Annotated in this window: 11 protein-coding genes; 9 read left to right on the forward strand and 2 right to left on the reverse strand. The window is 49.5% G+C overall.

The features are described 5' to 3' along the window. Nucleotides 1–21: 21 nt before the first annotated feature. The gene (locus tag ACM67B_RS09545; protein WP_095502101.1) at nt 22–297 is read right to left on the reverse strand and encodes a hypothetical protein; all 276 of its coding nucleotides are present in this window, start codon (nt 295–297) and stop codon (nt 22–24) included. 310 nt (nt 298–607) lie between these two features. On the opposite strand from ACM67B_RS09545, the gene ACM67B_RS09550 reads away from it, so the two are divergent. The 5 genes from ACM67B_RS09550 to tyrS all read left to right on the forward strand — a co-directional run bounded on the left by ACM67B_RS09550 (nt 608) and on the right by tyrS (nt 6,029). After that, nucleotides 608–1,294 (forward strand): S24 family peptidase, encoded by a 687-nt coding sequence (locus ACM67B_RS09550; protein WP_416189415.1) that lies wholly within the window; start codon nt 608–610, stop codon nt 1,292–1,294. A 101-nt stretch (nt 1,295–1,395) separates the two neighbouring features. Then, nucleotides 1,396–1,734, forward strand: a complete 339-nt coding sequence (gene erpA, locus ACM67B_RS09555; protein WP_095502099.1) for an iron-sulfur cluster insertion protein ErpA — start codon at nt 1,396–1,398, stop codon at nt 1,732–1,734. 205 nt (nt 1,735–1,939) lie between these two features. Next, entirely contained in the window at nt 1,940–3,451 is a 1,512-nt protein-coding gene (gene ubiB / locus ACM67B_RS09560; RefSeq protein ID WP_416190560.1) for a ubiquinone biosynthesis regulatory protein kinase UbiB, read from the forward strand. 116 nt (nt 3,452–3,567) lie between these two features. After that, the gene (gene ychF / locus ACM67B_RS09565; RefSeq protein WP_416189416.1) at nt 3,568–4,659 is read left to right on the forward strand and encodes a redox-regulated ATPase YchF; all 1,092 of its coding nucleotides are present in this window, start codon (nt 3,568–3,570) and stop codon (nt 4,657–4,659) included. A gap of 71 nt (nt 4,660–4,730) precedes the next feature. Beyond that, nucleotides 4,731–6,029: a tyrosine--tRNA ligase gene (tyrS, locus tag ACM67B_RS09570; protein ID WP_416189417.1), complete on the forward strand. Its 1,299-nt coding sequence runs from the start codon at nt 4,731–4,733 to the stop codon at nt 6,027–6,029. Nucleotides 6,030–6,263: 234 nt separating this feature from the next. Here the strand turns inward: tyrS and ACM67B_RS09575 are convergent, their stop codons facing one another. Next, complete coding sequence (locus ACM67B_RS09575; RefSeq protein WP_416190561.1) at nt 6,264–6,599, reverse strand: hypothetical protein; 336 nt, start codon at nt 6,597–6,599, stop codon at nt 6,264–6,266. A 224-nt stretch (nt 6,600–6,823) separates the two neighbouring features. On the opposite strand from ACM67B_RS09575, the gene ACM67B_RS09580 reads away from it, so the two are divergent. The 4 genes from ACM67B_RS09580 to ACM67B_RS09595 all read left to right on the forward strand — a co-directional run bounded on the left by ACM67B_RS09580 (nt 6,824) and on the right by ACM67B_RS09595 (nt 12,650). Continuing rightward, on the forward strand, nt 6,824–7,675 hold the full coding sequence (locus ACM67B_RS09580) for a mechanosensitive ion channel domain-containing protein (protein WP_416189418.1): 852 nt from the start codon (nt 6,824–6,826) through the stop codon (nt 7,673–7,675). Nucleotides 7,676–7,996: 321 nt separating this feature from the next. Continuing rightward, nucleotides 7,997–10,048, forward strand: a complete 2,052-nt coding sequence (locus ACM67B_RS09585; protein WP_416189419.1) for a M3 family metallopeptidase — start codon at nt 7,997–7,999, stop codon at nt 10,046–10,048. Nucleotides 10,049–10,184: 136 nt separating this feature from the next. Then, nucleotides 10,185–11,252, forward strand: a complete 1,068-nt coding sequence (locus ACM67B_RS09590) for an AI-2E family transporter (RefSeq protein ID WP_416189420.1) — start codon at nt 10,185–10,187, stop codon at nt 11,250–11,252. 156 nt (nt 11,253–11,408) lie between these two features. After that, nucleotides 11,409–12,650, forward strand: coding sequence for an aromatic amino acid transporter (locus tag ACM67B_RS09595; protein ID WP_416189421.1), 1,242 nt, complete (start codon nt 11,409–11,411; stop codon nt 12,648–12,650). Nucleotides 12,651–12,783: the final 133 nt, after the last annotated feature.

A 12,783-nucleotide genomic window follows, 5' to 3' on the forward strand; every position in this document is an offset into this window, starting at 1 on the left:
ATTTTTTCGATCTTAATCGATTTATTCGTAAACCACACCTGCTACGAATTCCTGCTCGTTGAGACCGCCATATTGCTGCTCCCAATCATGCGATGCTTCAACAATGTCACACTCGCGCGCAAATTTACGCTGCTTGACATTCATGTTTTCCAAAACCAAATGGCTCAATTGCTCACACTCTAATGCAGAGAGCGACATATTAGAAGATTGTGCTTCTGAATAGCTGACAGGAAACGCTACCAAGCCCAAAGCCAAAGCCATTACTGCCAACCAAGTATTTTTACGATAGCCTGTCATTTTGATTCCTTTAATTAAAGTACAAAAATAATCCCATTCTTTCGAAATCAATCAGATTAAGCTTATAAGCCCCTCTCCATACACTATACGCAAGGTATATGACAGAATAAATACAGAGATAAACTCAAAAATACAGCAAGGAACTTTAGTTAATCTTCACTTTCCGACATAATACTAAGAAAAAATAAATGATGCAATACTTTTTCTTAGTTATGCTAATTTTTTTCTTACATTATTATAAAAAATGAAGTAAAATATAAAGCAATTAATCAGTGTGTATCCAAAATCACACTTTCACCTAAGGAATATCATGGATACCTTTAAAGACAGACTGGCCTTTTTATGGAAAGGCGAAGCCAAGCAAGCAAAAATTGCAGCCGATATCGATATGACCATTGCGGGATTTAGCCGCATTTGGAATGAAGGCGGCTTACCAAAATCAGAAACCTTAAAAAAAATCAAACAATTAAAAGGATGCAGTATTGATTGGCTGCTAACCGGTGAAGGCGAACCCTTCCCCGACCAAGCCGCGCCTAACACCACAGCTTACGACACGCTCGGCAATCCGGTGGATGTTGAAGAATTTGTCTTTGTACCGCGTTACGACATTCAAGCCGCTGCGGGACACGGCCAATTGGTGGGCGATGAAAAACCTGTCTTTACCATGGCCTTCCGCCGCTATTGGATTGAAAACTACGTCACCCGCGACACTAAAAATTTATCCGTGATTTCCGTTAAAGGCGATTCGATGGAAGGTGTGCTCAATGATGGTGACTCAATTTTGATTAACCATAGCGAAACCACACCGCGCGACGGGCTGTATGTTTTACGCCTCAATGAAAATCTGTTGGTCAAACGTTTGCAGTTGATGCCCGGTAGCATTGTGAATGTCATTTCTGCCAACGAAGCCTACCCGACCTTTGAAATCGATTTAAACCATCTGGGAGACGACATCGCCATCATCGGGCGTGTGGAATGGTTTGGGCGCAATATCTAATTTTTATACCGGCTATTGAATTTTAAGTCATTGTCCCAACTTGCCTTACTGAGCGGATTGCGCGACAATACACATAACATTCATATAAAAGGAATCACATCATGTCAGATGAAAGCCCTATCCTCTTCACCGATAGCTGCTGCACCAAAGTGGCAGATCTTATCGCGGAAGAAAACAATCCCGAACTCAAACTGCGTGTTTTCGTGAACGGCGGTGGTTGCTCCGGCTTCCAATATGGTTTTACCTTCGATGAAATCAAAAACGACGACGATTTTGAAATCGAAAAAAACGGCCTGACCTTCTTGGTTGACCCAATGAGCTACCAATACTTAGTTGGTGCTGAAATCGACTACACCGAAAGCCTGCACGGTTCTCAATTCGTGATTCGCAACCCAAATGCCGAAACCACTTGCGGTTGCGGTTCATCATTCTCGGTGTAAAGGCCAACTGCCTCCCATAGATTTGGTTGGGCGGTCAGAATCTAATATTTTGACCGATGACAAAGTTTAGCTTTAATCCCGCTAAATATGGCTCAAACAGGCCGTCTGAAATCTTGATTTCCAGACGGCTTTCTATAGAAGCTTTGGCGCAATGCCTGGCAATGATTTATAATTCGCCCATCTTCAGCGCAACCGAATGCCCACCATGAAATGGCTCTCTCGCATTACAACCATCTTCCGCACGCTTTATCTTTACGGACTCTCTGATTTATTTATCAACCATATCCAACAAGATTGGTTGCGCAACATAATCGGCAAGCTGCCGCAATCTGCCGAATATCAAAACCAACCCCTGCCCGTACGTTTACGCTTGGCTTTGGAAAGCCTCGGCCCGATTTTCATCAAATTCGGCCAAGTTTTATCCACCCGCCCCGATTTGATTCCTTACGAATACGCGATTGAACTGGCGAAACTGCAAGACCGTGTCCCACCGTTTGATGCGCAACTGTCACGCCGCCAAATCGAAAAAGCCTTAGGCCAATCAATTGAAAACCTGTATGCCGAGTTTGAAACCGAGCCGGTTGCCAGCGCATCGATTGCCCAAGTGCATAAAGCGCGTTTACATAGTGGCGAAGAAGTAGCGGTGAAGGTGCTGCGCCCGAATATCCTACCGGTTATCGAACAAGATTTGGCACTGATGCGCTTAGGCGCCGGCTGGTTGGAACGCTTATTCGCCGACGGCAAACGCCTGAAACCGCGCGAAGTTGTGGCCGAATTCGACAAATACCTGCATGACGAATTGGATTTGATGCGCGAAGCGGCCAATGCCAGCCAGCTTGGCCGCAATTTCGCCGGCAGCGACATGCTGATTATTCCCAAAGTATTTTACGATTATTGCAGCCGTGATGTGTTGACCATCGAATGGATGGAAGGCACGCCAGTTTCCGACATCGCCGCGCTCAAAGCCAAAGGCATCGACCTGAAAAAACTGGCCGATTATGGCGTGGAAATTTTCTTCACCCAAGTATTCCGCGACGGTTTTTTTCATGCCGATATGCACCCAGGCAATATCTTAGTCGCCGACGACAACCGCTACATCGCACTTGATTTCGGCATTGTCGGCAGCCTGACCGATTACGACAAACGCTATTTAGCGATTAACTTCCTCGCCTTTTTCAACCGCGATTACCACCGCGTTGCCACCGCTCACATCGAATCAGGCTGGGTACCCGCCGATACGCGCGCAGAAGAACTCGAAGCCGCCGTACGCAGCGTGTGTGAACCGATTTTCAACAAGCCGATTTCGCAAATTTCATTCGGCTTGGTGCTGATGCGCTTGTTTGAAGTGAGCCGCCGCTTTAATGTCGAAATCCAACCGCAACTGGTTTTACTGCAAAAAACGCTGCTCAACATCGAAGGCTTAGGCCGCCAACTCGACCCTGATTTGGATTTGTGGGCGACCGCCAAGCCGTTTCTCACCAAATGGATGAACGAGCAAATCGGCCCGAAAGCCTTATTCAACAACCTGAAAAACGAAGCCCCCGACTGGGCGCAAATCCTGCCGAGCCTGCCGCGCAAACTCAATGCGCTGGTCGATGAAAACCGCCAACAGGAAATGCGCGATGCGTACCTGCATTTGATTAAAGTGCAGCAACGGCAAAGCCTGTGGCTCGGTTTGATTGCCATTGCCCTGCTGCTGATTTTGATTTTTAAATAAGTGAAGGCCGTCTGAAAAGCAACACACCTTTTTCAGACGGCCTTGTCATCCAACCTTACAAACGAATTATGCTATAATTGCCCGTTTAAAAATTTTAGCAAATATCAGGAAAAAACATGAGCTTAAAATGCGGCATCGTCGGCCTGCCCAATGTCGGCAAATCCACCCTGTTCAACGCCTTAACTCAATCGGGCATTGAAGCGGCCAACTACCCTTTCTGCACCATCGAACCGAATGTCGGCATTGTCGAAGTACCTGACCCACGCATGGCCGAATTGGCAAAAATCGTCAATCCGCAAAAAATGCAGCCGGCCATTGTGGAATTCGTCGATATCGCAGGTTTGGTAGCCGGTGCCAGCAAAGGCGAAGGCTTGGGCAACCAATTCTTGGCCAACATCCGTGAAACCGATGCCATCGTGAATGTAGTGCGCTGTTTCGATGATGAAAACATTGTCCATGTTGCCGGTAAAGTCGATCCGATTGCCGACATTGAAACCATCGGCACTGAATTGGCTTTGGCCGACTTAGCCAGCGTGGAAAAAGCGATTGTCCGCGAAGAAAAACGCGCTCGCAGTGGCGACAAAGACGCCCAGAAGTTGGTCGATTTGTGCAAAAAATTATTGCCGCACTTAGACGAAGGCAAGCCCGTACGCTCATTCGGCTTGGATGCCGAAGAATTGGCCATGTTGCGCCCATTATTCCTGCTCACGGCTAAACCGGCCATGTACGTCGGCAACGTGGCTGAAGACGGTTTTGAAAACAACCCGCATCTCGACCGCTTAAAAGAATTGGCTGCCAAAGAAAATGCACCGGTTGTGGCCGTATGCGCCGCCATGGAAAGCGAAATTGCCGAATTGGAAGACGATGAAAAAGCCGAATTCCTCGCCGAAATGGGCTTGGAAGAACCGGGCTTGAACCGCCTGATCCGCGCCGGCTACGACCTGCTCGGTCTGCAAACCTATTTCACCGCCGGTGTCAAAGAAGTCCGCGCATGGACGATTCACAAAGGCGACACTGCCCCGCAAGCCGCCGGCGTGATTCATACCGACTTCGAACGCGGCTTCATCCGCGCCCAAGTGATTGCCTATGAAGACTTCGTGGACTTAGGCGGCGAAGCCAAAGCTAAAGAAGCCGGCAAAATGCGCGTCGAAGGCAAGGAATATGTCGTGAAAGACGGCGATGTGATGCATTTCTTGTTTAATGTGTGATTTGATAAATGCTTGCAACATTCAGACGGCCTGAGTCAATAAAGGCCGTCTGAAAACATCATGGAACGAATATGAGCTTATTAAAAGACCTACAAGCGCGTGGTTTGATCGCGCAAACTACCGATATTGAAGCTTTGGAAGCTTTGTTAAACGAACAAAAAATCGCTTTATATTGCGGCTTTGACCCAACCGCCGACAGCTTACACATCGGCCATTTGTTGCCGGTATTGGCATTGCGCCGTTTCCAACAGGCCGGCCATACACCGATTGCGTTGGTCGGCGGCGCAACCGGTATGATTGGCGACCCAAGCTTTAAGGCTGTAGAGCGCAGCTTGAATTCTGCCGACACCGTAGCCGGTTGGGTGGACAGCATCCGCAATCAGTTGAAACCGTTTTTGAGCTTTGAAGGCGACAATGCCGCAGTAATGGCCAATAATGCCGATTGGTTCGGCCAAATGAACTGCTTGGATTTCCTGCGCGACATCGGTAAGCATTTTTCAGTCAATGCAATGTTGGCGAAAGAATCGGTGAAACAGCGTATCGACCGTGATGATGTGGGTATTTCGTTTACCGAATTTGCCTACACGCTGCTGCAAAGTTACGATTTTGCCGAGCTGAACCAACGCCATGGCGCATTGCTGCAAATCGGCGGTTCCGACCAATGGGGCAACATCACCAACGGCATCGACCTCACCCGCCGCCTGCATCAAAACCAAGTATTCGGCTTGACCCTGCCGCTGGTAACCAAATCAGACGGCACCAAATTCGGCAAAACCGAAGGCGGCGCGGTATGGTTGAATGCAAAGAAAACTTCGCCGTATCAGTTCTACCAATTCTGGCTGAAAGTGGCCGATGCCGATGTGTATAAATTCCTGAAATTCTTTACGTTCTTGAGCGTTGAAGAAATTGATGCCATCGAAGCCAAAGACCAAGCCAGCGGCACCAAGCCTGAAGCGCAACGCATCTTGGCTGAAGAAATGACCCGCTTAATTCACGGTGAAGCGGCTTTGGAAGCAGCGCAACGCATTTCCGCAAGTCTGTTTGCCGAAGATCAAAGCAATCTGACCGAAGCCGACTTTGAGCAACTCGCCCTTGACGGCTTGCCTGCATTTGAAGTATCCGGCAGCGTCAATGTGGTAGAGGCCTTGGTAACCAGCGGCTTGGCACAATCAAACAAAGAAGCGCGCGGCTTTGTCAACAGCAAAGCAGTCGTGATTAATGGTGCAGCAGTTACCGAACCAAACAATCCGAACCACGCTGCGGAGAAACCAGACGATGCTTATCTGCTGACCGATGAACACAAGCGTTTCGGTAAATATACTATTCTGCGCCGTGGCAAACGCAACCATGCGTTATTGGTGTGGAAATAAATTATTTTAGCCCATTGTTCCATTGATTAAACGATCATCAGGCTGTCTGAACATCATTTTTCAGACAGCCTGATTAATAAAAATCTACCGGTAAATCAATATACCAATTAATTTACTAGCAGGACAGAAACAATAAAAGCCGATTGAGCAGATTACAAAATGAATTAATTTCATTGTTAAATCTGTTCAATCGGCTTTATTAATTGTGAAATATTAAAGCTAATTTATCTAACTTTATTTCACGATTTCTACCGGACCATGATCATCGCAGTGGTCACCGTGTTGGTGGTGCAGACGGCCGTTGACGATGTAGTCAACATGATCACCGTGTGGCACGGCTTCGTGGCCGCAGCCTTCACCGTGAACGTGGTCGCCACAGTCGTTAACCGGATGACAACCATCCGGGTTGGTATCATTAACGGCTAAGGTGTGTTCGTCATAATGGCCGTCGTGTTCGTGGTGCAGATGACCGTCGTGCAGGTAGTCGATGTGGTCATCGTGCTTGATGGCAGTGTGGCCGCAACCTTGGCCGTGAACGTGGTCGTGTTCGTGATGTGTTTTGCAGGTCATAATGGTTTCCTCCATAAGATGGTCGCCTGTTCAGGCAGAATTAGTATGTGTTTATCTTATTCCCTTCTCGAAATTTAGTCAATAACTTTTTGATTTTAAACAGTTTTGTTATATTATATCAGTTATGGTATAGCATTCTCAGATTGGTGGTACAAGCATTTTTTTCAGACGGCCTTTATAATGCGTGTTCATCATAATATGCTGTCTGAAACGGAAAACGCAATATGTGGGATACTGTAAAACTTTGGCTGCAAGAGATTCCGGTCAGCTATGAAATCATTGAATCGGTGCTGATGATTATCGGCATTTTGGCGGTGCGCTCGCTGCTTTTGAGCGCGCATTTCCGCAGCCATCCGGATTTATCGATTGATGCCAAGCGCCGCGCGTTGGTGGTGAGCCGCAATGTCACGCTGATTTTGGTGTTGCTCGGTTTGGCGATGATTTGGGCGGCGCAAATTCAGACGGTGGCTTTGTCGATGTTTGCGGTGGCGGCGGCAATTGTGGTGGCCACCAAAGAATTAATTATGTGTTTGTCGGGCAGCATCCTGCGCTCGATTACCAAGCAGTATTCGGTAGGCGATTATATTGAAATCAACGGTTTGCGCGGCCGTGTGGTCGATATTAATTTGTTGAACACGTTGATGATGGAAATCGGCCCCAATGCTTTGGTCGGCCAGCTCTCAGGCGACACGATTTCATTCCCCAACAGCCTGCTGCTCAATCATAATGTGCGCCGCGATAATGTGTTGGGGCCTTATGTGATTCACACGGTGCAAATTCCCGTGCCGATTCATTTGGATTCGGATGCGGTGGTGCCGCGTTTGAAAGCGGTGCTGGAGCCGTTGTGTTCGCCTTATATTGCCGATATTTCCAAATATCTAGAAGCGGTGCAGGTGGAAAAGCTGTTTATCACGCCTGCAGCCGAACCGCGCGTCACCCGTGTACCGCATGATGACAAGGTGTACAACATTATTGTGCGTTTTGCCGCGCCGGTGGCGAAGCGTTTGGAAATTCAGCAAACGGTGTTGGACGAATTTTTGCGGGTGCAGCATCAATTATTGCATGCCGATTCATAATCCGCGCTGATGCTTAAGCCACCCTATCGGGTGGTTTGATTTTCTTCAGACGACCTGAGACCTTTACAAAACCCTAGATTTGAGTACAGTTCAAAGTTATAGCAGAACAGAAAGCGCAGATATATCAAGAAGATAGGCAAGCTTTCAAGCAGCGCATAACGAAGAAATGTGCCAAAGATAAGGATTTTGCAAAGGTCTCAGCCTGACTGTTTTCAATGTTAAACTTGAGTTCAACTAAATTGGCTCTATATATTGTTTATCGTTTTTTCGTTCAGGAGGCCTCCAATAACAAGGCCGTCTGAAAACACAAAGGAAAGCCCCATGACCGACAATGTTTTATTATCTCTTGGCGACGAGCCGAAATTCGACCAAATCCAAACCGAACTCATCAAACCGGCCATGCAAACCGCCATCGCCGAAGCGCGCGAACAGATTGCGGCGGTCAAAGCAGAGCCCGACACCACTTGGCGCAACACGGTCGAAGCGCTCACCGACATCACCGAGCGCGTCGGCCGCATTTGGGGCGTGGTGGCGCATTTGAATTCGGTGGTCGATACGCCTGAATTACGCGCGGTGTATAACGAATTGATGCCGGAAGTCACCGTATTTTTTACCGAAATTGGCCAAGATATTGAATTATACGAGCGTTTCAAAGCGATTAAAGCCTCTGCCGAATTCGACCGCCTGACTGAAGCGCAGCAAACCAAGCTGGCGCACGATTTACGTGATTTTGTGTTGAGCGGTGCGGAATTACCGGCCGAACAGCAAGCCGAACTGGCCGCGCTGCAAACCGAAGGCGCGCAATTGTCTGCCCAATTCTCGCAAAACGTCTTGGATTCAACCGACGCGTTTGCGCTGTATTTTGACGATGCTGCGCCGCTGGCCGGTATTCCGGAAGATGCACAGGCGATGTTTGCCGCCGCAGCCGAAGCGGAAGGCAAAAGCGGCTACAAAGTCGGCCTGCAAATGCCGCATTATCTGGCCGTGATGCAATACGCCGACAACCGCGAACTGCGCGAACAAATCTACCGCGCCTACGTCACCCGCGCCAGCGAATTGAGCAACGACGGCAAATTCGACAACACCGCCAACATCAACCGCACCTTGGAAATCGCTTTGCAAACCGCCAAGCTGCTTGGTTTTGCCAACTATGCCGAATTGTCGCTGGCCACCAAAATGGCCGACACACCGGCGCAAGTCACCGATTTTCTGCGCGATTTGGCCAAACGTGCCAAACCGTTTGCTGAAAAAGACTTGGCCGAAGTGCGTGCCTTTGCCGCCGAAGAATTGGGTTTGGCCGACCCGCAGCCATGGGATTTGACCTATGCAGGCGAGAAATTGCGTCAAGCCAAATATGCCTTCAGCGAAACCGAAGTGAAAAAATATTTTCCGGTCAGCAAAGTGCTGCACGGCCTGTTTGCCCAAATCAACCGCTTATACGGCGTGAATTTCATCGAAAAACGCGTGCCGGTTTGGCATCCTGACGTGCGCTATTTTGAATTGGAAAACGGCGGCGCGATTATCGGCGGCGTGTACATGGATTTGTACGCCCGCGAAGGCAAGCGTGGCGGTGCGTGGATGAACGACTACAAAGGCCGCCGCCGCTTTATGGATGGCGACCGCGCCGGTCAAATCCAAACCCCGACCGCGTATTTAGTGTGCAATTTCACCCCGCCGGTGGGCGGCAAAGAACCGCGCTTGAGCCACGATGAAATCCTGACCCTGTTCCACGAAACCGGCCACGGCCTGCATCATTTGTTGAGCCAAGTGGAAGAACTCGGCGTGAGCGGCATCAACGGCGTGGAATGGGATGCGGTCGAGCTGCCGAGCCAGTTTATGGAAAATTTCGTGTGGGAATACGATGTCTTAGCGGAAATGTCTGCCCACGAAGACAACGGCGCTGCCCTGCCGCGCGAATTATTCGACAAAATGGTCGCCGCCAAAAACTTCCAACGCGGCCTGTTTATGGTGCGCCAAATGGAATTCGCCCTGTTTGACATGCTGATTCACAGCGAAACCGATGCAGGCCGTCTGAACAACTGGGCGCAAGTGCTGGATAATGTGCGCGAAGAAGTCGCCGTGATTCGTCCGCCGCAATACAACCGCTTCGCCTTGAGCTTCGGCCACATCTTCGCCGGCGGCTACTCGGCCGGCTATTACAGCTACGCATGGGCGGAAGTATTGAGCGCGGATGCCTACGCCGCCTTTGAAGAAAGCGATGATTTGCGCGCCACCGGCAAACGCTTCTGGCGCGAAATTCTGGCCGTCGGCGGCTCGCGGCCGGCTGCCGAATCGTTTAAAGCCTTCCGCGGCCGCAAACCGCAAATCGATGCCTTGCTGCGCCACAGCGGCTTTGATGTCGATGCGGCTTGATTGAAGGTTGATTAAGTGTTAATTAAGTGGTGATAAAGGCCGTCTGAAACCGTATGTTCAGACGGCCTTTTTCCACCAGCTACCCACTTTTACGGCATAATACGCCTTAACTTTACGCTTAAAAACTACGCACACCATGAGCCTACACCCACCTTCCCCAACGCTTTACCGCAACGCCACTTACCTGATGATGGCGGCCAGCTTATGGGGCATTTTGTATTTCCGTTTGCTGCCGCTGCTTTTTGCGGTGATTCTGACCTATGTGTTCATCACCAAAACCAACGGCATCATTTTGTGGTTGCGTCGCCGATTGCTGTCGCGCAATACGCTGCTCGACCGCTCGTTAAGCGTGCAAAACATCAACCTGCTCTCGACCACGCTGACCATCGGCATTGTGTCGCTGATTTTGTTTTTACTGTCGATGGGCATTTATCATTTGATACACGGCGGCAATGTGTCGGTGATGCTGGATAAGCTGGCGGCGATTTTAGCCGACACCAAAAGCAGCCATGATTTGCCCGAGTTTGTGTTGAATCTGCTGCCTGATAATTTGGAGCAAATCAAGCAATACGGCATTAAGCTAATCGAAGAATACAGCGCGGCGCTGACCCGCATCAGCACCAACAGCATTGCTTCTTTCGTGCATATTTTGCTGGGCATCATCATCGGTGTGATGTTGAGCTACCACCGTTTGCGTATGCGCCGCCAACGCCGCAGTATGCCGGCATTTAAGCGGGAAATGGTGCAGCGCATTGTCAATTTCGAGCTGAGTTTTGAACGCGTGTTTATCGCGCAGGCAAAAATTTCCTTGGTCGATACCTTCCTCACTGGTCTGTATCTTTACCTGATTCTGCCGCTTTTCGGCATCGAGCTGCCGTTTCGGGTAACGGTGTTGATTATTGCCTTTATCGTCGGCCTGATTCCGGTGGCGGGCAACCTGATTTCCAACACCATCATCATCATTTTGAGCTTGGGCATTTCGCTGTATGTCGCCATCGCTTCATTGGTGTTTTTGGTAGTGATTCACAAATTGGAATATTTTTTAAACGCCAAAATCATCGGCTCGGAAATCGAAGCCAGCGCGTGGGAATTGCTGGTGGCGATGATTGTGTTTGAACGCATATTCGGCGTCGGCGGCATTGTGGTCGCGCCGGTTTATTATGCGTATGTGAAAAACGAAATGAAGTGGCAGAAGCTGATTTAAGCTCATACTAAAGGCCGTCTGAAAATTATTTCAGACGGCGTTTTTATTTCCATTCCCACCACTTTACGGCATAATAGCCGCTTTACAAATATTAATACTTTCAGACGGCCTACCCCTTTGCTATGCCGTCTGAAACCTCATTCCAGAAAGTTAATTATGTCTCCCAAACAACCGTCGCTCTTGGGCGGCGCGATGATTATTGCCGGTACGATTATCGGTGCCGGCATGTTTGCCAACCCCACCGCCACCTCGGGCATTTGGTTCACCGGCGCGCTGCTGGTGCTGCTCTATACATGGTTTTCCATGCTCTCCAGCGGCCTGATGATTTTGGAAGTAAACACGCATTACCCGCATGGTGCAAGTTTCGATACCATGGTGAAAGACTTGCTCGGCAAGGGCTGGAATGTGGTAAACGGCTTGGCGGTGGCGTTTGTGCTGTATCTCTTAACCTATGCCTATATTTTTGTCGGCGGCGATTTGACCGCGCAAGGTTTGGGCAGCCTGACTGGCAGCGAAGTGGCCTTGCCGGTCGGCCAATTGGTGTTTTTCGGCGTATTGGCGTTTTGCGTGTGGGCTTCCACCCGCTTGGTTGACCGCCTCACCACCATCTTAATCGGCGGCATGGTCATCGCCTTTATCTGGGCAACCGGCGGCCTGATTTCTACGGTGAAACTGCCGGTGTTGTTCGACACGCAAGCCGCGCCGCACACCAGCTATTGGATTTATGTGGCGGCCGCGTTACCGGTGTGTTTGGCCTCGTTCGGCTTTCACGGCAATGTGTCCAGCCTGCTGAAATACTTCAATGGCGATGCGCCCAAAGTTGCCAAAGCCTTAAAAATCGGCACGCTGATTGCCTTGGCGATTTATGTGTTGTGGCAATTGGCGATTCAAGGCAACCTGCCGCGCAACGAGTTCGCCCCCGTGATTGCCGCGGAAGGCCAAGTATCGGTATTAATTGAAATTTTATCCAAATTTGTACCCACCGGCAGCATGGGTAAAGTGTTGTCGTTCTTCGCCTACATGGCGATTGCCAGCTCATTTTTGGGCGTGACTTTGGGCTTGTTCGACTACATCGCCGACATTTTCAAATGGAAAGAATCCGCCGCCGACCGCAGCAAAACCGCCGCCGTGACCTTCCTGCCGCCGCTGGTTTGCTGTTTGCTGTTCCCCACCGGCTTTGTGACCGCCATCGGCTACGTCGGCTTGGCCGCAACCGTGTGGACGGCATTAATCCCCGCCATGCTGCTCTACAAATCACGCCAAAAATTCGGCCTCGGCAAAGGCTACCGCATCAGCGGCGGCGTGTGGCTGATGGTGTGGGTATTCGCCTTCGGCCTCATCAATATTGCCGCGCAAATTTTAAGCCAAATGGGCGTTGTGCCTGTGTTTAAAGGCTAAAAAATATCAGGCCGTCTGAAATGTTATCTCCTATCATTCAATGTTGTTCACTTTAAACATAAAACCTGAGTTCCTCAGAACTCAGGTTTTTTTATATCGTGTTCCATCTTTTTTCAGACGGCCTCAACAACCT

It is taken from the genome of Neisseria sp. CCUG17229 (genome assembly GCF_047839235.1).
In the GTDB taxonomy this organism is placed as follows: Bacteria; Pseudomonadota; Gammaproteobacteria; order Burkholderiales; family Neisseriaceae; genus Neisseria; species Neisseria brasiliensis.